Genomic DNA, 23,933 nt, shown 5'->3' with positions numbered 1-23,933 from the left:
CGCGCCGGATCAGGAGGTCGCCGATGTATCCCGTTATCCGATTTGCCAAGGAAATGCTGAAATTTCGCAGCGCGCCGAAGCTGGGGCCGCTCGATGCCCATGTCTCGACGCATATGTGCTGGCCTTGGGATCTCGATCCCTGGGCCGAGTTGAACAACGGTCGGACGCTGACCCTGTATGATATGGGCCGGATCCCGCTGGTCGTCCGCACCGGCATGGTCGATGCGCTGCGCGCGCAGGGCTGGGGGATCACGGTCGCCGGAAACTCCACCCGCTATCGCCGCCGGATCCGGGCCTTTCACCGCTTCACCATGCTGAGCCGCATGATCGGCTGGGACCACCGCTTCATCTATCTGGAGCAGTCGATGTGGCGGAATGGCGAATGCTGCAACCAGATGCTGCTGCGCGGGGCGATCACCGGGAAAGAGGGGATCGTGGCACCCGACCGCGTGCTGGAGGCGATGCAGATCGAGCAGGAGGCGCCGGAGCTTCCCGACTGGGTTGCCGCGTGGATCGCCGCGGACGCACAGCGGCCCTGGCCCCCGCTGCAGTCGCCGGACACGGCATCGCCGGGTCCGGCCGCGGTGACCGACGCGCAGCGCTCACGAGACGCCGGCGGCGCTTGATCGCGCCGCGGCGCATTCGCCCGCGCGGCTGCTGTCAGACGGCGCCCGGTTGAGCCGCCCTGGGCGTGCGGTCGCTGGAAAAGAAGGTTGCCAAAACAGTGCGGTTCGGACTTATCTCGGCTCAGGCCGCGGGAAGGGGACCGATGGAGCGCAGACGCATCTGGGGCTGGTGGTTTTTCGACTGGGCCGGACAGCCCTATCACACGCTGCTGGTGACATTCATCTTCTCGATCTATTTCGCGGAAGTGGCGCGCAACAGCTTCGTGGCCCAAGGGATAGACCCGGTGCAGGCGGGGGCGCAGGCGCAGTCGCTCTGGGGTTACGGGCTGGCGGTCAGCGGCGCGATCATCGCCGTGCTGGCGCCGGTTCTGGGCGCCATTGCCGACACCACCGGGCGGCGCCTGCCGTGGGTCTGGTTCTTCTCGGGCGTGGTGGTCGTGGGTGCGGCTGGTCTTTGGCTGCTGTCGCCGGACGACCCGCGCCTGCTGACCGCAGTGGCGTTTTTCGGCCTGGGCATGATCGGGCTGGAATTTGCCACCATCTTCACCAACGCGCTGCTGCCGGGCCTCGCGTCGCGCGACGAGATCGGCCGGATCTCCGGTTCCGGCTTTGCGTTCGGATATCTGGGCGGGCTGACATCGCTGGCGATCATGCTGATCTTTTTTGCCGAGGGCGGGAACGGCACCACCATCGTCGGGCTCAGCCCCGCATTCGGTCTCGACCCGGTGGCGCGTGAAGGCACGCGCTTCGTCGGCCCGTTCACCGCGCTGTGGTACGCCATCTTCATGGTGCCGTTCTTCCTGTGGGTGAGGGAGCCCGCGGGCAGCGGGCGGCCGATCCGGCTGGGTGTGGCGATGCGCGACCTATTGGGGCTGATCCGCAGCCTGCGCCATCGCCGCAGCCTGGCGGCCTGGCTGATCTCTTCCATGCTGTCGCGGGATGCGCTGAATGCGCTCTACGGCTTTGGCGGGGTCTATGCCGGCACCGTGCTGGGCTGGCCGGTGATCCTGTCGGGCGTGTTCGGCATTGTCAGCGCCAGTGCCGCGGCAGTGATCTCCTGGCTAGGCGGCAAGGCCGACCGCAAATGGGGACCGAAACCCGTCATCATCGCCACAATCCTGGTGCTGAGCCTCGTCTGCGTCATCATCGTCGGCATGAGCCGCGAGTCGCTGTTCGGTGTGCCCCTGACCGCAGGATCGAAGATTCCGGATGCGATCTTCTTCGTCTGCGGGGCGCTGATCGGCGGCGCGGGCGGCGCGATGCAGGCCGCGTCGCGCACGATGACCGTGTTCCACACCTCCGAGGCCCGGGCGACCGAGATCTTCGGCCTCTACGCCCTGTCGGGAAAGGCCACGGCGTTTCTGGCGCCCTTCCTAATCGCGGTGACGACGGATCTGACCGGAAGCCAGAGGATCGGCATCTCTCCGTTGATCGTGATGTTCCTTCTGGCGATCTTCCTGTTACACTGGGTCCATAAGAACGGAGAGGCAGTGCAGTGATCCGCAAGTTGATGTTGACCGCAGCCGCCCTGGTCGGGCTGGCCGCACCGAGTTGGGCCGACCCGCTGGCCAAGGATGTGTTCGGCTATGCGCCCGGCCCCACGGCGGCCCCCGGTGTGGCCATCGGAACCTATAACAAGGGCTGTGTGTCCGGCGCCGTGCAATTGCCGGAAACCGGGCCGACCTGGCAGGCCATGCGGCTGTCGCGCAACCGCAACTGGGCCCATCCCGAGATGGTGAATTTCGTGATCGGCCTGTCGCAGGCGGCGACGAAGATGGGGTTTCGCGGCCTCTATGTCGGGGATATGAGCCAGATGCGCGGCGGCCCGATGCTGTCGGGCCATGCCAGCCACCAGCTTGGGCTGGATGCCGATATCTGGATGCTTCCGCCATCGTCGCTGAGCCTGTCGCGGGCGCAGCGCGAGAACATCTCCTCGATCTCGGTCGTTGCCGGGAACGGGCTGAGCGTCAACGGCAACTGGACCGGCTCGCATTCGGCGATCATCCAGTCGGCGGCGATGGACCCTCGGGTGGACCGGATCTTCCTCGACGCGGCGATCAAGGTGGCGATGTGCGACCAGAATGGCGACCGGGGACGCTGGCTGCAAAAGCTGCGTCCGACGCCGAACCATGACTACCATTTCCATGTCCGGCTGAACTGCCCGCCCGGCAGCCCGAACTGTCAGAACGGTGCCGCGCCGGTGGCCGCCTTGTCGGGCAATGACAATGGCTGCGGTGCCGCGCGGCAGGAGCTGCGCTATCGCGCCAACCCCTCGACCCGCCCGAAAGGGACGCCGAACCCGAATTACCGCCACCCCCGCAGCTTCCGCCTGAGCGAGATGCCGAGGCAATGTCAGGCCGTCGCAACCGCCCGCTGATCTTCTTTGCATTGATGATGCTGCTGACGGCGCCCCCAGCGGGCGCCGCCACGGTTGAGTATGTCGGCACTTATGTCTGGTCGCTGCCGGACCGGGATTTCGGCGGGTTTTCCGGGATCGAGATCAGCGATGACGGGGACGAGTTCCATGTCGTGAGCGACCGCGCCTGGGTGCGATGGGGCAGCGTGGCGCGTGACAGCGCCGGCCGGATTCGCGGCATGCGGATGGCGGGCCGCGCGCAGCTCAAGGACAGCCACGGCACGCCGCTGCGTCCCGGCCATCTGGGCGACAGCGAAGGTCTGGCGATCGGCGGGGATGGAACCGCCTGGATCAGCTTCGAGGGGTTGGACCGGATTGCGCGCTACGATGATCTCGACGGCGCGGCGATCCGCATCCCGATCCCGCCGGACTGGCAACAGATCCCTACCAATGAGGGGTTCGAGGCGCTTGCGATCACCCCGGACGGCAGCCTGCTGACCCTGCCGGAATACGCGCTCGGGGACGGTCAGGAATTCCCCGTCTGGCGCTATCGCGACGGGGTCTGGGACCAGCCTTTCGCGATCCCGGCATCGGACCGGTTCCAGGCCACGGGCGCGGATATCGGGCCCGACGGGATGCTGTATCTGCTGGAGCGGAATTTCCGCGGTCTGCTGGGGTTCCAGTCCCGCGTCCGCCGCTTCGAGTTGCGCGACGACGGCATCGGCGCGGGGGAGGTGCTGCTGGAAAGCACCACGCTGCAATATGACAATCTGGAGGGGATCTCGGTCTGGGATGACGGGCAGGGGATCCGCATCACCATGATCTCGGACGACAATTTCCTGGCGATCCAGCGGACCGAACTGGTCGAGTACCGGGTGCTCGACTGACCACTGCGACATTGCCGTTATGGGCGCGGCGCGATGCAGGGCCAGGGGTCGTGTTGACTCCGGCGCGGTCCTGACCTATCGCCCGTCCGTCCCGCATCGCGGGGCCGAGTTCTTCCGCAACCTTGTAAAACGGAAATCAGACATGACCCGCTTTCTTCCCGGCGTGATCGCCATGGCCGTCATCGTGGTGGCCTCGAATATCCTCGTTCAGTATCATCTCGGCGCCTGGCTGACCTGGGGCGCGATCACCTATCCCTTCGCCTTTCTGGTCACTGACGTGATGAACCGGGTCTATGGCCCCGCCGCCGCGCGTCGCGTGGTGTTCGTGGGGTTTGTGATCGGCGTGGCCTGCTCGCTGATCGCGGCCGGGTTTGACAAGACCACGCTGCGCATCGCCATTGCCTCGGGCTCGGCCTTCCTGCTGGCGCAGTTGCTTGACATCTCGGTGTTCGACGCCATGCGCAACCGCGGCTCTTGGTGGACCGCGCCCCTGATGTCGTCCTGTCTCGGGGCCGCGCTCGACACCGCCATCTTCTTTTCCGTGGCCTTTGCGGCGCAGTTCAGCTTCATCGACCCGACCGACAATGTCGCCTGGGCCAATGAGATGATCCCGTTGCTGGGGGCCGGCCCGGCCGCGCCGGTCTGGATGTCGCTCGCCACGGCGGACTGGTTGATGAAGATGGCACTGGCCCTGCTGGCTCTGGTGCCGTTCCGACTCATCGTCCGCAATATCTTGCGTCGTCGCCCTGCATTTTGAGTTGACTTATCCACAGGCTGTGGCACCCTTTCCCTACGTGGCAACATATTGAAAGGAGGTGGTCCAGTGTCGAGAGTGATATTGGAGAGAGGTGTCGGGACAGTCAGGGGGGCCGCGGCCTGAGGGCAAACCCAAGGGTTCAGAACCCTGGCTGGGACGGACGGATGACTCATCCCTAACCGGACCATCTCCGAGGATCTCGCGGGCCGCTGCTCTTCGCGCGGCCCGTTTCCTTTTTCAGCCATGTCTTTACCGGCGATTAGCTTCTCTGCGCTAACTCCGGGGCATGAGAACCGCGCCCCCTGACCGCCCGCAGCCCGATGTCGCCACCCAACGGCGGGTGCTTCTGGTGGACGACAGCCGGGCACAGCGCGCCATGCTGGCGATCCACCTGAAACGCGCCGGCTATGAGGTGGTGGAGGCGGTGAACGCGGACGAGGCGCTGTCGGCGTTCCGCCACGCCCGCCCCGACATCATCCTGTCGGACTGGGTGATGCGCGGCATGTCCGGCCCCGAACTTTGCCAGCAGATCCGGTCCGAAGGGCACGGCGCCTATATCTATTTCATCCTGCTGACCTCGAAGGCCGAACCGGGGGATATCGCCTTCGGGCTGGAAAGCGGCGCCGATGATTTCCTGATCAAGCCCGCCTCGGCGGCGGAATTGCTGGCCCGGCTGCGGGCGGGCGAACGGATCCTGCAATTGCAGGATGACGCCCGCAGCGCCCATGACCGGCTCAGCGAGACGCTGGCCGCGCTGCGCAGCGCACAAGCCGCGATGGACCGCGATCTGAACGAGGCGAGGCGTTTGCAGCAGGGCCTGATCGGGGACAGCCAGGCGGTGTTCGGCGATTTCCGGGTCTCGAACCTCTTGCGCCCGGCGGGGCATGTCGGCGGCGACCTGACCGGAAGCTTTGCCATCAATGCGCGCAAATTCGGCGTCTTTGCCATCGATGTCTCCGGCCATGGTGTGGCGGCCGCCCTGTTGACGGCGCGGCTGGCGACGCAATTCTCGGCCTCGGTCGATCAGAACGCGGCGCTGTTCATCGACGAGTTCGGGCTCTACGATTCGCGGGCGCCGGCGGTGCTCGGGCGCTATCTGAACCACCTGATGCTGGCCGATCTGAAGACGGATTCCTATTTCACCATGATTTATGCCGTGATCGACCAGGTCAGCGGCGATGTCCGGCTGGTCCAGGCCGGTCACCCGCATCCCATCGTGCAGCGCGCCTGCGGCAGGATCGAACGGCTGGGCGAGGGCGGCTTGCCCGTCGGCGTGATCGAGAACGCAACCTATGAGGAGATCTCGCTCAAGCTGGACCCCGGCGACAGGCTGCTGATCGCCTCCGACGGGCTGTGGGATGCGACCGACAGCTCGGGCAACATGCTGGGTGAGGCGGGGCTGGCGAATATCCTGCGCACCAATCGCGGCACGCGGGGATCGAACATGGTCGATGCGATGGTGTGGTCGGTGCTGGGATATAGCGGCGGGCAGCAATTCGACGACATGTCCGCCGTGCTGGTGGAACATGATGCCAGGCCGAGGGCGGAGGCTGCTGGCGCCTAGCCAGCCGCGTCCCGCGCCGCGCCGGGTTCCGCTTTCCGCCTCAGCGCCTTCACTCCCCGCTCGGCCTCGCCGCGATACCGGGCAATGGCCGCGGACTTCACCGGGCCGTAGCCGCGCATCTGCGATGGTGCGTTCAGGATGTCGCAGAGCGTTCCGACCTCACCCGACTCCGCAAGCGTGGCCACATCGCTCAACATGGTGTCATACCACGCGATCAGTTCGCGTTCCTCGCGCCGCTCGGCCTGCCAGCCGAACGGGTCCATCGCGGTGCTGCGAAGGCGTTTGCCGCGCGCGACAAGCCTGAGCGCCGGGGTCAGCCAGCCGCCGAAGCGTTTCTTGACCGGGCGGCCGCGCGCGTCACGGCGCGCCGGCAGGAACGGCGGGGCGAGGTGATAGACGATGCGCCCGCCCTGCCAATCTTTCGCCAGATTATCGCGGAAGCCGGGCAGGGTCAGCAGCCGCGCGACCTCGTATTCGTCCTTATAGGCCATCAGCCGGAACAGGTTCCGGGTCGCCGCCGCCACCAGCATCTCGCGCTGCGGGGCCGGCAAATCAGGCAGAGCGTCGGAAAAGGCGCCGATCCTTTGGCGAAACCCCGCCGCATAGCGCGCGTCCTGATACAGAACCAGCTCCGCCTCAAGCCGGGCAAGGAGTTGGTCCGGCGTCTCTGTCTGCGGGGCCGGATCTCTGGCAGGCAGCCGCTCGGGCCGCGCGGCCAGCACGCGGCCCAGATCGAAGGCGCGCTGATTGGTTTCCACGGCGGTCCCGTTCAGGATGATCGCCTGGCGCATGGCATCAAGCCCGACAGGTACCAGCCCGGATTGCCAGGCATGACCCAGCAACATGACATTGGCGAACACGCTGTCGCCCAGCCATTCCGCGGACAGCCGGTTTGCGTCGAACGCCGCCAGGTTTTCCGGACCTACTGCCCGGCCGATCTCGGCAACGCGGTCATCCACCCTCAGATCCGCGTCCCGGTTCAGCACCAGATCACCCGTCGGCATTTCCGCCAGGTTCAGCACCATTTTCGTGCCGCGCCGATAGAGCGCCGATGCCTTGGGCGCGGAGGCCACAACCACGTCGCAGCCGATCACCGCGTCTGCGGCACCGTTCTCGATCCGCAACTGGTGAATGCGGTCGGGATGATCGGCCAGCCGCACATATCCCAGCACCGTGCCGAATTTCTGCGCGAAGCCGGTGAAATCGAGCACGGACGCGCCCTTGCCTTCCAGATGCGCGGCCATGGTGATGAGCGCGCCGACCGTCACCACCCCGGTGCCGCCGACGCCGCCGACCAGAAGGTCGAATGTGGCGTCGAGCGGGGGGAGATCCGGCAGCGGCACCCCATCCAGCAGCCTGTCCATATCCAGATCGGCAGGGGTGGGCCGGCGGCGCGTCCCGCCCTCGATGGTCACGAAGCTGGGACAGAACCCGCCCAGGCAGGAGAAATCCTTGTTGCAGCTATTCTGGTTGATCTGCCGCTTGCGTCCGAACGGGGTGTCGAGCGGCTCGACCGAGAGACAGTTCGACGCAACCGAGCAGTCGCCGCAGCCCTCGCAGACGCGGTGGTTGATGACCACCGACCGCGCCGGATCGGGCAGCAGCCCGCGCTTGCGGCGGCGCCGCTTTTCCGTTGCGCAGGTCTGCTCATAGATCAGCACGGTGACGCCCGGTATGTCGCGCAGCTCGCGCTGAATGGCGTCCAGCCGGTCTCGATGATCGAAGCTGGTTTCGGGCGGGAAGGCCGCGCGATCGAACTTGTCGGGATCGTCGCTGACGACCGCGATGCGCGCCACGCCCTCGGCCCGGCAGGACTGCGCGATCGTCGCCGGGCTGACCGGGCCGTCAACCGGCTGACCGCCGGTCATCGCCACCGCGTCGTTATACAGGATCTTGTAGGTGATATTCGCGCCCGCCGCGACGGCCTGCCGGATGGCGAGAGAGCCGGAATGATACCACGTCCCTTCGCCCAGATTCTGGAAGATATGCTTGCCGCCGTTATAGGCCTGCCGCGCGATCCAGGGCACGCCCTCTGCCCCCATCTGTGCATAGCCGACCGTGTTGCGGTCCATCCAGCTTGCCATGACATGGCAGCCGATCCCGGATGCCGCCATCGAGCCGTCGGGCAGCCTGGTCGAGCTGTTATGCGGACAGCCGGAGCAGAAATAGGGCGTGCGCGTGGCGCCGGTGACATTCATCGACAGATCTGGCACGGATTGCAGCGCGGCGGCGCGATCCGGCAGGCCCTCATCCGGGAAATGCCGGTGCAGCCGCGCGGCCAGGATCGGGGCCAGCAGGCGCGGCGACAGCTCGCCCGCGAAGGGGATCAGCGGCGCGCCTTTCTCGTCATGTTTGCCGACCATTGCCTCGGGCTTGTGGCCGGGCCAGTCGTAGAAATGCTCCTTGAACTGGCTTTCGATGATGCCGCGCTTTTCCTCGACCACCAGCACCTCGGTCTTGCGGTGCACGAAATGCAGCGCGTCGCGCCGGGCCAGCGGCCAGACCATGCCGACCTTGTAGATGTCGATCCCGAGCCGGCGGCATGCGCTCTCGTCCAGCCCCAGCAGATGCAGCGCCTCCATCAGGTCGAGATGCGCCTTGCCGGTGGAGACGATGCCGTAGCGCGCGCCCTTGATGTCATAGATGCGGCGGTCGATGGGGTTGGCCTCCACGAAGGCTTCGACGGCGCGCAGCTTGTGGGTCAGCCGGGTCTCGATCTCCGGGCTGGGCAAATCGGCGGGGCGGACATGCAGCCCGCCGGGCGGAGCCTCGAACGCCGGGATGACGAACTGCCGGTCCTCGGGCAGATCCACCGAGGCGCCCGATTCGACCGTCTCCGAGATGGCCTTGAACCCGACCCAGGTGCCGGAGAAACGGGAAAGGGCGATGCCGTATTCCCCGAAGGACAGGTATTCGGCCACGGATGCCGGGTTCAGCACCGGCATGAACCAGGTCATGAAAGCCACGTCGGATTGATGCGGCATGGAGGAGGAGACGCATCCGTGATCGTCGCCCGCCACCACCAGAACGCCGCCCTTCGGCGAACTGCCATAGGCATTGCCGTGGCGCAGCGCGTCGCCGGACCGGTCCACCCCCGGCCCCTTGCCGTACCACATCGAAAACACGCCCTCGACTCGCGCTTCCGGGTCCAAAACCGCCTGCTGCGCACCCAGCACGGCCGTCGCGCCCAGATCCTCGTTCACCGCCGGCAGGAAGGTGATGTCGCTGTCCTGAAGCCGTTTGCGTGCCCGCCACAGCTCCAGATCCACCCCGCCGAGCGGCGAGCCGCGATAGCCGGACACGAAGCCCGCCGTATTCAACCCGGCCGCGCGATCGCGCCGTGCCTGGTCGAGCATGATGCGAACAAGCGCCTGCGTCCCGGTCAGAAACACCCGCCCATTGGTGGCGTCGTAGCGGTCTTCCAATGCGTAGCTGTGCGGACTCGACTGATCCAACATGGCTGATCCTCCCCATTGTGAACAGGGTATACCGAATCATCTGGAGAAATCGGCCAAGTTGGGCGACAGTCAGGCTTATGACCGGAAGAATTAATCAGAATTGGCGCTAATATGGATCAGATTGACCTTACCGAGATCGACCGCGGCATCATCCGCGCCTTGCAACAGGACTGCCGCCTGCCCAACGCGCAACTGGCCGAACGGGTGGGCATGTCGGCCTCGGCCTGCTGGCGACGGATGCGGCTTCTGGAAGAGGCGGGGGTGATCTCCGGCTACGCCGCAACGGTGGACCCGGACCGCGCGGGGCTGGAATTTCAGGCCATCGTGCATGTGAAGCTGGCCCGCCATGATCGCGATGCGGTGAAGCGGGTCATGGCAGAGCTGAATATCCGGCCGGAGGTGGTCGAGTGCTATGCCGTCACCGGTCAGTATGATTATCACCTGCGGGTGATCTGCGCCGACATGGCCGCCTATCGCCGGTTCCTGGATGATTTCCTGTTCCGCCTGCCGGCCATAGAAAGCGCCCAGACCAACGTGGTGCTGGAGGCGATCAAGCGCCGCAGCGTGATCCCGGTCTAGCGACGGATATCGGCGCAGGTTCAGCCCCGCGCGCGCTGAAACCCGAAGGCGCAGCCGATGGTCCAGCTCAGGTTGAAGATCAGGTTGCTGAGCGCGGCCCCCTCGACCCCGAACAGATGCACCATCGGCAGGAATGACAACGCAAAAAGCAGCGTCGAGACCACGGTGACCAGAACCAGCAACCCGTCCTTGCCCATGCTGAGCAGCGCGGGGTTGAGCGCCACGCCCGCGGCGAAGATGATCGACGACATCAGCAGGATGTTCATCACCGTGCCCGCCCCGACGAAATCGGCGCCGAAGACGATCTCGATGATCCGTTCGATGTTCAGCATCACCGGAATGGCCACGACCAGTTGCAGCGCCAGGATCGAGACCGACACGATCACGATAAGCCGGTTGAACCTCGCGACCTTCCCCTGCTCCCACAGCCGCGCGAGTTCGGGATATATGGTCTGGCGCACCGGCCCGGCCAGCTTGACCACCCGGTTCATCACCCGCTTGCCGAGCTGATACATGCCGACCGCCGCCGGGTTCAGCATCGCGCCCAGAACCAGAACGTCGAAGCGGTTGGCGGATTGGCGCAGGATGACGTTGAAATTGGAATTCCACATGAAGCGAAGGATGCCGGGGTTCTCCCTGATCGCGGAGATCCCGTTCGCCGCAAATACTCCGCGATGTCCACGCCGGCGCATCTCGCGCATCGCGAAGCCGAAGCACAGCAGCCGGTCCGAGAGATTCTGCACCAACAGGATCACGAAGAACGCCCATAAACCCATCCCCGCCTGCCACGCGATCACTGTCAGGATCAGACGGATCAGCGCCGAGGCCATGTCGATCTTGGCCAGCACATCGAACCGGTCAAAGACACGCAGAACCGCCGTCGCGGTGGGCCGGAAGGAGAAGAACAGCGCGAAGGCGGTCAGGTAGATATAGTGCGGCCCGGTTCCGGGATCGAGCCCGATCAGCGGCGCCACGAACCCCGCAAGGATCATGCAGGCCAGGGCCGCGACAACGCCCCCGACGGCGTCGATCAGGATGGACAGCTTGATGAGCCGCAGAAACCCGGCATCGTCGCCGCGATTCTGGGCCTGGATCGCATAGCGCATCACCGCCTGCCACGGCTCGATCCGCAGGATCAGGTCAACCACCCGAACAAAGGATTCGACAAGCGCCAGGATGCCCAGATTGGCGGGTCCGAGCGCGCGGGCGGTGATGAACAGCGTGATGACCGCGCCGGCGGAGATGATGACCTGGCTGGCGAAGGTCCAGGACAGGTTTCGGGCCAGCCGTGCGCGCAGCGAGCTAGTCGCCCCCGTCATCGAACCCTGATCTTGCATCACTCGTCACGTTGTAAAACCACAAAATGCAACCGAAACAGCGGTTGCCTTGTTCATGTCGCCTGGCTGGTCGCGGCGCAACAGAAAAATGGCCGGGTAAATAAATGAGCGGAGAAACCGGGCCGGTGTCCCGCCATTCATGTTGGAGTGATGTGCGGCGGTGGTGGCGTGAATTGCACCGAATGCGGACGCAGACGCGAATTGCACGCGAAAAGCTTTCGCCAATGTGAGTGGCCTATTTACAATCCTGAGACGCACATAATTCCCCGAATTGCCCGCAAAACGGGAAAGCCAGCGCAATTCTACAGCCTGCCGCGCAATCGTGCCCGGGCAATCTGATAGAACGCCATGAAAACGACATATTTTCAGCCGGTTGAGACGACGCCGCGACGTTCATTTTCTGAACCAGATCAGGACTATGCTGTTGACAATACCGGCCCGCGATTTCAATCTCGCCGGGGCGGACGGCACCTGTCGGCTGCTGCCGCTTTAACGAGTTTGGGAACATCCTTTGTCGTTCCGGGCCGCAATTCGGCCATGATCTGGAATTGCGATGCGATGATCTCGATGCGATGCATTGTTGCGTCGCAGTTGAATGAAGTGAGGTCACTCGATGCGGGTTCTTGTCACCGGCGCCGCAGGATTCATCGGATATCACCTGTCTGAAATGCTGCTGTCCGAGGGCCATCAGGTCATCGGTCTGGACAGTCACAACGACTACTACGATCCGGCGCTGAAGGGCGCGCGCGAAGGTCAGCTAAAGCTCAACCCCGATTACCAGGCCATCCGCGGCAAGGTCGAGGAGCCGGGGCTGCTGATGGAGCTGTTCGCGACGCACAAGCCGGAGGCCGTGGTCCATCTGGCCGCGCAAGCCGGCGTCCGGTATTCCATCGACAATCCGCGCGCCTATGTGGAAGCGAACCTGCTCGGCAGTTTCGAGCTGCTCGAGGCGGCTCGGGCGCACCGGCCGAACCATCTGCTGATGGCCTCGACCAGTTCGGTTTACGGCGCCAATACGGAGATGCCTTACCGCGAGATCGACAAGGTCGACACGCAGATGTCCTTCTACGCGGCGACCAAGAAGTCGAACGAGGCGATGGCGCATTCCTATGCGCATCTGTTCGGGATTCCGACGACCATGTTCCGCTTCTTCACCGTCTATGGACCCTGGGGACGCCCCGACATGGCGCCCTATCTGTTCACGAGCGCGATTTTCGAGGGCCGGCCGATCAAGGTGTTCAACCACGGCGACATGCGGCGCGACTTCACCTATGTCACCGATCTTGTCCGCGCCATCCGCCTGCTGATCGACGCCGCCCCCGCTAGGCCCGCCAATCCGGCCGAAATCGCGCCGGATGATTCGCTGTCGCCCGTCGCCCCCTGGCGCGTGGTGAATATCGGCAATGGCGAATCGGTGCAGCTCATGGATTTCATCGCCGCGATCGAGGATGCTGCCGGGCGCGAGGCCATCAAGGACATGCTGCCGATCCAGCCGGGCGACGTGCCTGCCACCTGGGCCGATACCGCGCTGCTGCGACGCCTGACCGGCTATGCGCCGCAGACTTCGGTCCGCGACGGGGTGCGCAGCTATGTCGAATGGTTCCGCGACTTCTACAAGATCGCCGCGGAATGAGCGCGCTGTCCCGGATCCCGGTCCTGATTTCCTCGGCCGGGCGCAGGGGGGCACTGGTTCGGGCCTTCCAGCAGGCCGCGGGCGGCGCCACCGTCGTGCATGGCTGCGACATGCAGCCCGAGCTGTCCTCCGGCTGCGTGCTGGCCGATCATGCGCATCAGGTTCCGCGCTGCACGGCCCCCGACTTTATCGACCGGATCGAGGAGATCGTGCGGCAGAACGGCATCCGGCTGATCGTGCCAACCATCGACACGGAGCTTGCGGCCTATGCCGCCGCGGCGGATCGCCTGGCCGATGCCGGGGCATTCGTCCATGTTTCCCCGCCCGGCGTGATCGCCACGGTGCGCGACAAGATGCAGACCATGCAGGTGCTGGGCGCGGAAGGGGTTCCTGTCCCGCCGAGTTGCAGCGAGTCCGCGCTTCGCGCCGATCCGGATCGTCTGGGGGGCTGGCCGGTCTTCGGCAAGCCGGTCGGCGGCAGCGCCAGCCGGGGTCTCGGCGTCTATCGGGCGCTGTCGGATCTGCCCGACGGCTACCCCGAGGCAATGATGTTCCAGCCGGTACTGAACGGGCCGGAATACACGATCAACATGTTCATCGACCGGAACGGCGCGCTGCGCTGCGTGGTGCCGCATCTGCGCATCCAGACCCGTGCCGGCGAGGTGGAAAAGGGCCGGACCACCCGCCGCGACGATCTGCGCGAATTGGCCGAGGGGATCCACCGCGCCTTGCCGGGTGCGCGGGGCGTGCTGTGCTTTCAGGTGATGGACGATGCGCAGCGCGGTCCGCAGGTGATCGAGATCAATGCGCGGTTCGGCGGCGGCTATCCGCTGGCCCATCATGCCGGCGCCCGCTTCGCGGACTGGCTGGTCGAGGAGGTGTCGGGACAGGAAAGCCGCGCCCATGACGACTGGCGCGACGGTGTCACCATGCTGCGATATGACGATGCGGTCTTCACCGGCTGACCGCATCGTCTTCGATCTGGACGACACGCTGTATCTGGAACGCGATTTCGCGTTCAGCGGATTCGCGGCGGTGGGACACTGGGTCGAGGCGCGGCACGGTGTGCCGGGCTTCGCGGCCATGTGCCGGGCGCTGTTCGACAGCCCGCATCGCCCGGCCATCTTCGATGAGGCGCTGCGGCGGACCGGGCTGACCGATCGGCAGACCGTGGGGGAGTTGGTGGGGATCTACCGTGACCACGACCCGCGCATTGCGCTGTGCCCCGATGCCGCACGCTATCTGGACCGACGCGGCGGGATGTTCGGCCTGATTACCGACGGGCCGGATCGGATGCAGCGCAACAAGATCGCGGCGCTCGGGCTGTCCCGCCATTTCGATCAGATCATTCCGACCGGGCAATGGGGCGCGGGTTTCGGCAAGCCGCATCCCAGGGCGTTTCAGGAGATCGAGGCCGCCGCGCCGGACCGGCGCTGCGTCTATGTCGCGGACAATCCACGCAAGGATTTCGTGACCCCGAACCGGATGGGATGGATCACCGTCCAGATTTGCCGACCGGGGCGGGTGCATCTGGTGTCGCCACCGGATCGGGCCCACGCAGCGCAGCGCGTGATCGAAACCTTCGATCAGCTCGATGCGGCGCTTTCGGCCGATTGAGACGGCGCAACACGCGGCGACTGCCGGGCTGCCTGATCGATGAGCTCGTCCCATTGCGACATGATTTGCGCGGGCTTCAGCCGGTTTGCCATGAGATGGGCCGATCGCCCCAATGCGCGGCGCAGCTCCCGGTTGCGGCTGATCCGCTCCATCGCCTGGGACAGGCCCATCACGTCGCCATCGGGCACGATCAACCCGTTTTCTTCATGCCGGATCATCTCGGACACGCTGTAGCGGCAATCGAACCCGATGGCGGGCAGGCCGGAGCATGTGGCCTCTGCCAGCACATTGCTGAAGCCCTCGTAGCGCGAGCTGACCACCAGCACATCGCCCGCCGACATCCAGTGCCGCGCGGTCGGCGCCAGCCCCGCCAGCCGCACCCGGCCCTCCAGCCCGTGATCCCGGATCCGCTGCGACAGCGCCCCATGCGCGCCGCCCTGTCCGAAAATGTCGAGTGTGGCGGGCAGGTCGCGGGGCAGGGCCGCGAAGGCGTCGATCAGCATGTCGAAGCCTTTTTGCGGCGTCAGTCGGCCCACCGCGACGAAGCGGCAGGTCTCGGATGGCGGGGCCGGGGAGAAGTCGACCGGCAGGCAGGGGTTCGGGATGATCCGCGCCCGGTCCCGCTGCGATGGCGCCAGGTCGTCCGCTGCGTCCTGCGTCTGCATCGCGATCCCGGCCGCGCGCGGCATCAGTGCTTTCTGCAACCTGCGCCAGACGCGCGCGGACTGCGCGCTCGGATTGTTGCGCTCGGAGATGACAACGGGCACGCCCGTCCCGGCCGATGCGATCAGGGTCAGACAGTTCACCTTGGTCAGGAAGCTGACCACGAGATCGGGCTTCAGCTTGCGGATCAGCCGGCCCGTATCCACCGCGCGGCGGGGCTGGAGCAGCGGTCCACGCGCGCGCTGCGGCCCCATGACATGCAGCCGGACCGAGCCCGGATAGGCGAAGAAGCTGCCCGCCTCGGGCATCATCATCGCGGCCACGTGAACCTCGTCGCCCAATGTGGCGCGATGCGCGGCAAGCGCGGCCATGACCTTCTCGGCACCTCCCGCCCCGAACCCGGCCTGGATCATCAGGATCTTCAACGGAACTCCTCCCGACGCTATTCCGCCGCGTTCACCACCGCCGGCCGCTCGAAGCGCAGCCAGGGCGGGGTGTCTGTGGTGCAGAAGCCGCTCAGCCGCTTGCGGTCGCGGACCGTGTCGACCGGATGCCAGAACCCGGTATGGCGATAGGCGTTCAACTCCCCGTCCTGCGCAAGCTGGGCCAGCGGGGCACGCTCCAGCGGCTCGGAATCGTCGACGAGATAGTCGAACACCGTCGGCTCGAACACGAAGAAACCCCCATTGATCCAGGTGTCCTGCGCCCGGACACTGTCGGTGAACGCGGTCACGCGGCTGTCGAGCAGTTCCAGATTGCCGCCACGCGCCGGCGGGCGCACCGCCGTGACCGTCGCGATCTTGCCGTGGCCGTGATGGAAATCGACAAGCGCCGAGATATCCACATTTCCCAGCCCATCGGCATAGGTCACCATGAAGCTCTCGTTGCCGATCCAGTCCCGCAAAAGACGCAACTGCCCGCTATTGGCGGTGAAAATGCCGGTATCGACCACCGCCACGGTCCAGCCGGCACCATGGGTAGGATGCAGCTCGACCTGTCCGGTGTCGATCGACACGCGCACGTCGTTCGCCATCAGGTGATAATTGGTGAAGAACTGCTTGATGACCGCCGTCTGATGACCGGCGGCGATGATGAAATCGCTGAAGCCGAAATGGCTGTAGATATCCATCACCCGCGTCATGATCGGGCGTCCGCCGATTTCGATCATCGGCTTGGGAATTGTGCTGATCTCCTCGGCGGGAAGCGTATCGCTTCCTCCAGCAAGCAGGATCGTCTTCATCACGCGCCCTCTCGATCGTCTATGGCAGCTCAGGAAATCTCGGGAATGTTATGCGACGGCGTGTTCAATCGCCGGGGGCGAGGCGATGCGGGGTTCGGCCTCCAGCCCCATCTCGGTCAGAAGCAGCCGGTTGACGGCATGGATGTCATTGTTGCGGCGCACGCGCTCGCGCGCCTGCCGTCCCATGCGCGCGGCGAGATCGGGATCGTCCAGGAAGCGGCGCATCGCACCCGCCAGGGCCACCGGATCACCCTTCGGCACCACGACGCCGCCTTCGCCATCGCCCACCGTCTCGCCACAGCCTGGCGCGTCGGTGGTGATGACAGCGCGGGCGGAGGACATGGCCTCGAGAATGGTGCGGGGCACGCCTTCGCGTAACCGGGTCGGCAGGACAAAGACATGGCACGCCCTTAGGTAGGGCCGCACATCCCGCGTCGCGCCGTGATAGATGATCTCGCCGGAATCATGCAGAAGCTGGAGGGTCTCGGCGTCGATGGCATCGGGATTGCTGTCCGTCGGGCCAAGCAGTTCCAGCCGGAACGCGCGCCCCTCGTCGCGCAGGATCCGGGCGGCCTGCAGCAGATCCGAGATCCCCTTGCTGCGCAGCATCCGGGCCACGAAGAGAAAGACCGGAATGCCGTCCGGGATCGGCGTGGCCGCGAAATGATCGGTATCGGCCCCGGAACCGGGGATCGCCACCATGCGCGCCTCCTCCGGGATCATGCGGAACCGGCGCAGATCCTGCAGATCGGCAGAGTTGTAGTAGAAGCCGAGACGCACAGCCCGCAAAGCTCTGCGATGCAGCTCGATCGCGACGCGCCGAACCACCCGCCGCTTTCCCTGCGGCGCATCCTCGGAGAACGCGTATCCCAGCCCGGTGAACAGCGGGTAGCAGCGGTGATGGCGCTCGAGCCGCGCGGCGAGGCAGCCATAGACGATGGGCTTCATGGTATAGGGCAGGATCACGTCCGGCCGCCGGTCCCGGATCAGCTTGCGCAGCGCGCGCAGGGTCTGGACATCCTGCGAGGGGTTCAGCCCGGTGCGGTGCATCGGCACCGTCAGTGGCTCGATTCCTTCGGCGCGCAGGCGGGTTTCCGTCTCGGGGTCGAAGTCCGGCGCCGCGGCGAGCACGCGGTGGCCGTTTGCCATCATGCGCTGCATCAGCGTCAGCCGGAAATTCACAAGCGACCAGGCCAGCCCGGCAATGACAAGGACGGTTTTCGGCGCCACCGCCGGTGCCGGCACCTGCGCTCCCTCCAGATCTCGGGTGAACCGGTTCATGCCATCGCCTTTCCCCGTGCCACGAAGACCGGCTCCGGGAATTGATGCGGCTGCGATGCGGGCACAAGCTGCGGCCGTGCTGCGGGGAAGGGATGAACCGCGCCTTTCGGCTCCGCGCCGGGCCCCGGAGTCTCGGGGCCGGTGCTGCCGTTGAAGCCGGGCACCAGCTCCGCCAGGCCGCGCCGCACGGCAGTCTCGTCGCCGCTGCGTGCCGAGCGTTCGAGCTGCAAGAGCGCCGCCCTGAGGCGCGAGATCGGCAGGGGGCGTGGTATCGCGCAGCTTACGCCGGCAAAACCTGCGGGTTCGACGACCTCGTTGCGGTCGAACAACTCCTCGAACAGCTTCTCGCCCGGCCGGATGCCGATGTAATCGATCTGGATGTCTTCGCCCGGCACCTTGCCGGCCATGCGGATCATCCGCTCCGCCATCTCGACGATGCGCACCGGCTTGCCCATGTCCAGCACATAGATCCGGCCGTTATGGTCAGGCGCGCGAAGACCCTGGGCTGCGGCGACCAGCGTCAGCTCGACCGCCTCGCGAATGGTCATGAAATAGCGCTCCATGTCCGGGTGGGTGACGGTCAGCGGCCCACCGCGCGCGATCTGCTCCTGAAACAGCGGGATCAGCGAACCGGAAGACCCCAGCACATTGCCGAACCGCACCGCAAAGAACCGCGTGTCGCAACCCAGATCGCGGGTGATGAGATCCTGCGCCTGGCAGTAGAACTCGGCCACGCGCTTTGTCGCGCCCATGATGTTGGTGGTGTTGACCGCCTTGTCGGTCGAGACCTGCACGAATGCCCTGACGCCGACCGCGCGGGCGGCGTCGCAGACATTGCGCGTGCCGATCACGTTGGTCAGCACGCCTTCGCAGGGATTGGCCTCCACCAGCGGCACATGTTTCAGCGCCGCGGCGTTGAACACCATGTCGGGCAGATGTTCCTCGAAGATCGACTGCAGATGCACCCGGTCCCGGATGCAGCACAGATGCAGCTTGCGCGGCACATCGGGGAAGTGGCGCGCCAGAAGCCGGTCGACCTGGTAGGCGTTGTATTCGCTGTGCTCGATCAGAACGAGCTCCTTCGGCCCGAGCGAGGCAAGCTGCCGGACCAGCTCGCTGCCGATGCTGCCGCCTGCGCCGGTCACCAGCACCTTCTGGCCCCGATAGGTGTTGCGCAGCAATTGCAGCTCCACCGATTTCTGCGGCCGGGTCAGCACGTCCTCGGGGTCGATGGTCCGCGCATTGCCGGCCGTCTGCGACAGGTTCTCGGGATCGGTCAGGTTGGGCAGGGAACGCAGCTTGATGCCATGCGCCTCGGCCCAACTGCGCAGCACGCCGATGCCCTCGCTGTCGTAATGCGTCACAGACTCTGTCAACAGCAGCGCGCGCGGCAGCTCGTCGGCCGCCATCAGCCGACGGATGACCTTCTGCGGGTTCCGCACCGAACCAAGGATCGGCACCGAATGGAACAGCAGATCGGCGCTGTCCATGGCGTGATCGACAATGCCGACGATGCGATAGGGCGACAGGCCCTGATGCACCGCGCGCATGAACATGTCGCTCGTCGCACCAAGACCGACAAGCACCGCCGGCTCGCCCTCGCCTGAGACATTGCGCCGGCGGCGGCGCACCTCGCGCGTGCGGGCCATCACGCGGGCGCCTGCGAACATCGTCAGCATCAGCAGGAACATGATCGGGAAGGTGGTGATCGGCAGTTCGGGCAGCCAATAGGATCCGCGCGCCATGAACCAGCAGGCGGCGACGGCCATGATCGTGCCCGGGATCAGGGTCAGCAGGCCGGGCACGGTCGCCGAATGCCGGTGGCGGCGATAGAAGCCGGACAGGATCAGGATCGGGATGACCACCAGCAATGACGCGCCGATGAATTCCGGCATGACCGCGATCTCGGTGTAGCTGAGATAGGAGCCAGAGGCGAGCACGATGCTGATCGACGCCGCCGTAACCACGGAGACCAGATCGGCAGCAAACAGCTTCCAGTTCGACCGAAGCTCGGATCCGATGGTCACGAATTTTCTGGAGGCCCAGAATCCGAGCCGCCGCAACTCGTCAACACGCGCAAACATAACACACACACCTATCAAGGTCAGTCGAGCGATCTCGCGGACAACCCCCGACAAAATCAGAACTAATGCCCCGTAGCTATGATGGCACGATCATGGCGTCCACAACCCGTCAGTTCGCATGGGTTCGGCAAATACCGCCGATCCGGACATCTGCTGACCTGCCATGGGCAGTGCCGGCAATTTTCCTGCTTGTATGGGGGGTTCTGCACATTCGTTGAAGGTCGACACTTGCAAACTTACAACTGAAAAGTGAGCCAGGTTTGTCGTTGCACTTTGACCCGGCGTCAGGACAGGCGCCGCGCTGAAAACCGTTCAGCAAAACGGGCGCAGGTGCCGCGCCGCCGCGCACTGCATGATTCGACATATATCCCTGGCGGCGCGGATCAGGCATCAGGCCACGCCGTGAACTGCTTGCCGGTCATCGCTTCAAGACGGGCGATCTGAGGGCGGTAGAATGCCGAAAGCTCTGCCCTCAGCTTTTCATCGAAATCCGGGTATTTCACGGGCCGCGCGACCAGGTTGCGCAACGTGCTGACCGCGGCGGTGTTGCGGATCGGGTCGACCAGCGGGCGGAACGGTGCCAGCATACGCCGCAACGGCCGTGGCACGACGGCGGCGCGGGAATCCTTGATGCGCCCCTCGATCGGCAAGGCCAGCACTTCGCGCAATCCCAGATGCGCCGAGCATTGGGCAAGCTGCCGCACCGGATCGCGCTTGATGTCCTCATAGCGGAGAACCAGGATCTGCTCCGCCGGGAACAGATCATAGAAACGCTGCATATGGTCGGCATAGCGGCCGTCATTCAGAAACCGGCCCGAAGCGGATTTGTCAGGGTCGAGATGGTGGGAGATGTTCGCGTCCACCTCTCCGCGCCGGAACAGCATCAGGTAATCCGAGTAGGCCCGCGCAACCGGGTCGCGCAACTGAAAGATCAGCCGCACATCCGGGACGTGCCGCCGGATCCGTGCGGCCGCCTCCGGCGCGGTCAGATAGCTGTTCGATTTCTCGCCCAAGACTGTGCGGGGCGACGCCTCGCCAAGCTCCTCCAGATAGGCGTCGATGCCCTCCTCGTAGCGGCGCGAGAAGAAATGCGGCTCGTGGCTGGGCATGGTGATCTGCGGCGATTGCTGCAACGAGTGCTGCAGCCAGGTCGTCGCGGATTTCGCGGCGCCGGCGATGATGAAATCTGGCAAATGGCGGGCATCGCTCATTGCATCATGTCCTGCTCGGTCTCGGCGGTATCGATGGCGGGCAGGTTGATATCCAGCGTATCGCCCGGTTGCAGCCGGTCGTTGGGCAGGATCTCTCTGCTGTCGCCGTCGCGGGTGACGATGAAGATCGGCTCCGGCGGCGTTTCCGCGTCCGGGGCCGGCGTGTCCGCCCCCAGCACCGCCTGAAGCTGAGCCCGCGCCGTTGATTGCCGGATTCGCGCCGCCGCGAGTTCGGACTCCAGCACGCTCAGCCGTGCGAGGCGTTCGGCGATGGCATCGGTGGTGATCGTGTCGCGGTCGCGTTCGGCCTGGTTCAACTGCTCGTCCAGCAGAAGCAGGGCCGTCTCGATCTCCAGCCGCTTCGACTCCAGCTCGCTCAGCGAGGCTTCCAGCGAGGTCACGCGGGCATTCACGGCAAGCCCCCGCTCGTTCAGCGATTCGATCCCGGCAAGCTGTTCACGGGTCGATTCGATCTGCTCATCGCGCAACTCGAGCTGCTTGGTCAGGCGCGCGCCCTTTTCCTGCAACATGACGTGCAGGTCGTTGTAGCTGTCGATCCGCACCTGCCGCGCCGTCTGGTCGGCGATCTGCAATCGCCGTTGCACGTCCTTTTCGGATGGCGTCGGCGCGTCAGTTGCAGCCGTCGGATCGCCCTGCAATTCGGCCAGTTCGCCGCGGATCCGGGCCTGTTCGGTCTCGAAGGCGCGCAGCGTGCCCTCCGCCTCGCTCAGCGCGCCGGAAAGCGCCACGATTCTGACCGTGTCATTGGCGGCCTGCGCCCTAAACATGCCGCCCGCAAGCGCAAGCGCCTGGCGCGCCGTCATGCCGGGCCGGTATTCGACCGCGCCGCGCTGTTCGACATTGCCCAGAACATAGACCGGCAGGCTGGACATGAGTTCGACGGAAAGCTGCGGGGTCTCATCCAGCCCGGCCCGCCGGCGCAGCAGGTCGGATATCGCCTCGCTCAGCTCTGCCTGGGTCAGGCCCTCGGCCTGCAGGGTGCCGGCGAGCGGAAGCTGAAGACTGCCTTCCGGGCTGATCCCGTACTCGCCCGACAGGCCCTGCCAGCCGGTCAGGCTGTTGAGCCGGTAATCATAGGTCAGGACGCGGATCATCAGCCGGTCCTGCGGGTTCAGGCGATAGGGTTCGGCCTGCGCGTGGGCCGATTGCGGCTGGATCGCGAGCGCGCAGACGGCAAGGATCGGCGCGATGCGGGGGGCGGTGAAGCGGCAAAACCAGCGTCTCGGCAAACGGCGTATCCGGTCGATCATGCGTCACCTGCCAACTCCGCCAGCCATGTCTCGACGGCCGACATGCCGCTGCCGTCCATCACCTGCCAGGGATCATCGGCCCGGTCCGGGTCGAGCCCGTCCTGCGCCTCTTCCCAGGCATCCGGCAGCAGATCGCCGTCGCGATCCGCCGCGCCATCGGATGCGGCGATGTCGGACCAGCCATCGACTTCCGCCGGGTCGTCGATGACCTCGCCCCGGCATTCGCTGACATCGGTGATGACCCGCTGATCCAGCCGGTCACGATGCGCGCCGTCAGGCAGCACGTCCCCCGCCCGCCGGATCAGCGATCCGGGCAGATCCGACGCCGCAGCCGGTGCCAGGGTCAACTCGATCGGCGCATCGGTCTGCAGGTTCTCGGCCAGCGGGTCGAGGACCGGCAGATCAGATTCGCCGTTGCAGCTTCGCGCGATGTTGTCCTGCGCGAAGATGCGCACGTCATTGCCCTCCACCCGGTCGAACAGCTCGACCGCGGCGGTGGCGCGCTTGTTCGTCGAGGGGCCGGTCATGGCGAGGTTGCCGACATAGGCGATACGGGCATTGCCCAGATGGTCGTAGAACTCACCGAATTGGCTGATCGGATCATAGAAGACGTTGTTGACCACTTCGACCGGCCCGATATCGGTTGCCTTGATGTCGGGATTGCGGTCGCGGTGATGGGCGAAGATGTTTCGCAGCAGGCTGATCCGCCCGCATTCATATCCCTGCCCCTCTTCCGAGCAGATCAGTGCGCCCTTGGAGTGGCGGCCCTTGGGATGGTTCGCGCCGTCCAGGCTATAGGCCAGGATGCTGTCGGCCAGCGTGATGTCCGACGAGGTGCCGCTGGAGACATGGATCGCGAAGGTCTCGTCCGAGGCGAACATCAGCGACAGATTGCCCAGATAGACATCGGTGCCATTCTCCACCGTCAGCGCATCGATGGTGGAGCTTTCCCGGTCGCCCGCGCCGGGGCGCAGCTTCAGAAAGCGGATCACCACGTCGTCGGCGTCCTTCGCGATGATCGGGCCGTGGGTGGCGCCGGCGCGGTTGCGAAGCTGGATCCCGTCGCCCGGCGCGGTCTGCCCGGCGATGTAAAGGTCGGATTTAGCGAAGATCGGCTCGTCCAGCTCGATCGTGCCGGAGACCTGGAACACGCAAACCCGCGGCACGTCGCGCTCGGCACAATCGCGCAGGCTGCCTGTGCCGCGCGCCTCCAGATTGGTGACGGCGATCACCTCTCCGCCGCGCCAGCCGGTTGCGGCGGCGCCGTATCCCTGCGCACCAGGAAAAGCCGCTGCCCGCGGTTCCTGCGCCGCGGATTGCAGGGCCAGCCACGGCAAGATCGCAAGCAGGACGGCCAAGCGCCAGACAA

General features: G+C 65.6%; 19 protein-coding genes. 10 read left to right on the top strand and 9 right to left on the bottom strand.

What is annotated here, in order from left to right; translation table 11 throughout:
* The first annotated feature begins 23 nt into the window (after positions 1–23).
* The 6 genes from BLT73_RS02575 (at position 24) to BLT73_RS02550 (ending at position 6,190) form a co-directional block, all read left to right on the top strand.
* The gene (locus tag BLT73_RS02575) at positions 24–626 is read left to right on the top strand and encodes an acyl-CoA thioesterase (RefSeq protein WP_090520549.1); all 603 of its coding nucleotides are present in this window, start codon (positions 24–26) and stop codon (positions 624–626) included.
* A 143-nt stretch (positions 627–769) separates the two neighbouring features.
* Positions 770–2,125, top strand: coding sequence for an MFS transporter (locus BLT73_RS02570; RefSeq protein WP_090520547.1), 1,356 nt, complete (start codon positions 770–772; stop codon positions 2,123–2,125).
* Positions 2,122–3,003 carry a penicillin-insensitive murein endopeptidase gene (mepA, locus tag BLT73_RS02565; RefSeq protein ID WP_090520546.1) on the top strand — a complete coding sequence of 294 codons (882 nt, stop codon included), beginning with the start codon at positions 2,122–2,124 and terminating at the stop codon, positions 3,001–3,003. The genes BLT73_RS02570 and mepA overlap by 4 nt, the downstream gene beginning before the upstream one ends.
* Complete coding sequence (locus BLT73_RS02560) at positions 2,976–3,869, top strand: esterase-like activity of phytase family protein (RefSeq protein WP_090520544.1); 894 nt, start codon at positions 2,976–2,978, stop codon at positions 3,867–3,869. The genes mepA and BLT73_RS02560 overlap by 28 nt, the downstream gene beginning before the upstream one ends.
* Before the next feature lie 142 nt (positions 3,870–4,011).
* Entirely contained in the window at positions 4,012–4,626 is a 615-nt protein-coding gene (locus tag BLT73_RS02555) for a queuosine precursor transporter (protein ID WP_090520543.1), read from the top strand.
* A 286-nt stretch (positions 4,627–4,912) separates the two neighbouring features.
* On the top strand, positions 4,913–6,190 hold the full coding sequence (locus tag BLT73_RS02550; protein ID WP_090520541.1) for a PP2C family protein-serine/threonine phosphatase: 1,278 nt from the start codon (positions 4,913–4,915) through the stop codon (positions 6,188–6,190).
* Here BLT73_RS02550 and BLT73_RS02545 read toward each other — a convergent pair.
* On the bottom strand, positions 6,187–9,648 hold the full coding sequence (locus tag BLT73_RS02545; protein ID WP_090520540.1) for an indolepyruvate ferredoxin oxidoreductase family protein: 3,462 nt from the start codon (positions 9,646–9,648) through the stop codon (positions 6,187–6,189). The genes BLT73_RS02550 and BLT73_RS02545 overlap by 4 nt on opposite strands.
* Positions 9,649–9,759: 111 nt before the next feature.
* On the opposite strand from BLT73_RS02545, the gene BLT73_RS02540 reads away from it, so the two are divergent.
* Positions 9,760–10,227, top strand: coding sequence for an Lrp/AsnC family transcriptional regulator (locus tag BLT73_RS02540; protein WP_090520539.1), 468 nt, complete (start codon positions 9,760–9,762; stop codon positions 10,225–10,227).
* A gap of 20 nt (positions 10,228–10,247) precedes the next feature.
* Here the strand turns inward: BLT73_RS02540 and BLT73_RS02535 are convergent, their stop codons facing one another.
* The gene (locus tag BLT73_RS02535; protein ID WP_090520537.1) at positions 10,248–11,564 is read right to left on the bottom strand and encodes a lipopolysaccharide biosynthesis protein; all 1,317 of its coding nucleotides are present in this window, start codon (positions 11,562–11,564) and stop codon (positions 10,248–10,250) included.
* A gap of 613 nt (positions 11,565–12,177) precedes the next feature.
* Between BLT73_RS02535 and BLT73_RS02530 the strand changes: the two genes are divergently transcribed.
* From BLT73_RS02530 to BLT73_RS02520, 3 genes are read left to right on the top strand one after another with little or no spacing between them, the layout of a single operon-like run.
* Positions 12,178–13,197, top strand: a complete 1,020-nt coding sequence (locus BLT73_RS02530) for an NAD-dependent epimerase/dehydratase family protein (protein WP_090520535.1) — start codon at positions 12,178–12,180, stop codon at positions 13,195–13,197.
* On the top strand, positions 13,194–14,162 hold the full coding sequence (locus tag BLT73_RS02525) for an ATP-grasp domain-containing protein (RefSeq protein WP_090520533.1): 969 nt from the start codon (positions 13,194–13,196) through the stop codon (positions 14,160–14,162). The genes BLT73_RS02530 and BLT73_RS02525 overlap by 4 nt, the downstream gene beginning before the upstream one ends.
* Positions 14,143–14,814 (top strand): HAD family hydrolase, encoded by a 672-nt coding sequence (locus BLT73_RS02520; protein WP_176804853.1) that lies wholly within the window; start codon positions 14,143–14,145, stop codon positions 14,812–14,814. The genes BLT73_RS02525 and BLT73_RS02520 overlap by 20 nt, the downstream gene beginning before the upstream one ends.
* On the opposite strand, the gene BLT73_RS02515 is transcribed toward BLT73_RS02520, so the two are convergent.
* The 7 genes from BLT73_RS02515 to BLT73_RS02485 all read right to left on the bottom strand — a co-directional run bounded on the left by BLT73_RS02515 (position 14,784) and on the right by BLT73_RS02485 (position 23,922).
* Positions 14,784–15,902, bottom strand: a complete 1,119-nt coding sequence (locus tag BLT73_RS02515; RefSeq protein WP_090520531.1) for a glycosyltransferase — start codon at positions 15,900–15,902, stop codon at positions 14,784–14,786. The genes BLT73_RS02520 and BLT73_RS02515 overlap by 31 nt on opposite strands.
* A gap of 17 nt (positions 15,903–15,919) precedes the next feature.
* A complete protein-coding gene (locus BLT73_RS02510; protein ID WP_090520529.1) occupies positions 15,920–16,717 on the bottom strand; it encodes a sugar phosphate nucleotidyltransferase in 798 nt (265 codons plus the stop codon).
* A 48-nt stretch (positions 16,718–16,765) separates the two neighbouring features.
* Positions 16,766–17,998 carry a glycosyltransferase family 4 protein gene (locus BLT73_RS02505; protein WP_090520528.1) on the bottom strand — a complete coding sequence of 411 codons (1,233 nt, stop codon included), beginning with the start codon at positions 17,996–17,998 and terminating at the stop codon, positions 16,766–16,768.
* On the bottom strand, positions 17,995–20,082 hold the full coding sequence (locus BLT73_RS02500; protein ID WP_090520527.1) for a polysaccharide biosynthesis protein: 2,088 nt from the start codon (positions 20,080–20,082) through the stop codon (positions 17,995–17,997). Before BLT73_RS02500 ends, BLT73_RS02505 begins: the two co-directional genes overlap by 4 nt.
* A gap of 383 nt (positions 20,083–20,465) precedes the next feature.
* Positions 20,466–21,293 (bottom strand): sulfotransferase family protein, encoded by an 828-nt coding sequence (locus tag BLT73_RS02495; RefSeq protein WP_090520526.1) that lies wholly within the window; start codon positions 21,291–21,293, stop codon positions 20,466–20,468.
* On the bottom strand, positions 21,290–22,564 hold the full coding sequence (locus BLT73_RS02490; protein ID WP_090520524.1) for a polysaccharide biosynthesis/export family protein: 1,275 nt from the start codon (positions 22,562–22,564) through the stop codon (positions 21,290–21,292). The genes BLT73_RS02495 and BLT73_RS02490 overlap by 4 nt, the downstream gene beginning before the upstream one ends.
* On the bottom strand, positions 22,561–23,922 hold the full coding sequence (locus BLT73_RS02485; protein WP_090520522.1) for a pectate lyase family protein: 1,362 nt from the start codon (positions 23,920–23,922) through the stop codon (positions 22,561–22,563). The genes BLT73_RS02490 and BLT73_RS02485 overlap by 4 nt, the downstream gene beginning before the upstream one ends.
* Between the last annotated feature and the right edge of the window lie 11 nt (positions 23,923–23,933).

This window comes from Paracoccus isoporae (genome assembly GCF_900101865.1).
Lineage (GTDB): Bacteria > Pseudomonadota > Alphaproteobacteria > Rhodobacterales > Rhodobacteraceae > Paracoccus > Paracoccus isoporae.
This window is presented reverse-complemented; position numbering and strand designations above follow the sequence as displayed.

What these genes read in the sequence shown, in the direction of transcription:
- BLT73_RS02555 (WP_090520543.1), top strand. Translation starts at nt 4,012, where the DNA reads ATGACCCGCTTTCTTCCCGGCGTGATCGCCATGGCCGTCATCGTGGTG.
- BLT73_RS02540 (WP_090520539.1), top strand. Translation starts at nt 9,760, where the DNA reads ATGGATCAGATTGACCTTACCGAGATCGACCGCGGCATCATCCGCGCC.
- BLT73_RS02575 (WP_090520549.1), top strand. Translation starts at nt 24, where the DNA reads ATGTATCCCGTTATCCGATTTGCCAAGGAAATGCTGAAATTTCGCAGC.
- BLT73_RS02545 (WP_090520540.1), bottom strand. Translation starts at nt 9,648, where the DNA reads ATGTTGGATCAGTCGAGTCCGCACAGCTACGCATTGGAAGACCGCTAC.
- BLT73_RS02570 (WP_090520547.1), top strand. Translation starts at nt 770, where the DNA reads ATGGAGCGCAGACGCATCTGGGGCTGGTGGTTTTTCGACTGGGCCGGA.
- BLT73_RS02510 (WP_090520529.1), bottom strand. Translation starts at nt 16,717, where the DNA reads ATGAAGACGATCCTGCTTGCTGGAGGAAGCGATACGCTTCCCGCCGAG.
- BLT73_RS02505 (WP_090520528.1), bottom strand. Translation starts at nt 17,998, where the DNA reads ATGAACCGGTTCACCCGAGATCTGGAGGGAGCGCAGGTGCCGGCACCG.
- BLT73_RS02525 (WP_090520533.1), top strand. Translation starts at nt 13,194, where the DNA reads ATGAGCGCGCTGTCCCGGATCCCGGTCCTGATTTCCTCGGCCGGGCGC.
- BLT73_RS02550 (WP_090520541.1), top strand. Translation starts at nt 4,913, where the DNA reads ATGAGAACCGCGCCCCCTGACCGCCCGCAGCCCGATGTCGCCACCCAA.
- BLT73_RS02520 (WP_176804853.1), top strand. Translation starts at nt 14,143, where the DNA reads ATGCGGTCTTCACCGGCTGACCGCATCGTCTTCGATCTGGACGACACG.
- BLT73_RS02530 (WP_090520535.1), top strand. Translation starts at nt 12,178, where the DNA reads ATGCGGGTTCTTGTCACCGGCGCCGCAGGATTCATCGGATATCACCTG.
- BLT73_RS02535 (WP_090520537.1), bottom strand. Translation starts at nt 11,564, where the DNA reads ATGCAAGATCAGGGTTCGATGACGGGGGCGACTAGCTCGCTGCGCGCA.
- BLT73_RS02560 (WP_090520544.1), top strand. Translation starts at nt 2,976, where the DNA reads ATGTCAGGCCGTCGCAACCGCCCGCTGATCTTCTTTGCATTGATGATG.
- BLT73_RS02495 (WP_090520526.1), bottom strand. Translation starts at nt 21,293, where the DNA reads ATGAGCGATGCCCGCCATTTGCCAGATTTCATCATCGCCGGCGCCGCG.
- BLT73_RS02500 (WP_090520527.1), bottom strand. Translation starts at nt 20,082, where the DNA reads ATGTTTGCGCGTGTTGACGAGTTGCGGCGGCTCGGATTCTGGGCCTCC.
- BLT73_RS02490 (WP_090520524.1), bottom strand. Translation starts at nt 22,564, where the DNA reads ATGATCGACCGGATACGCCGTTTGCCGAGACGCTGGTTTTGCCGCTTC.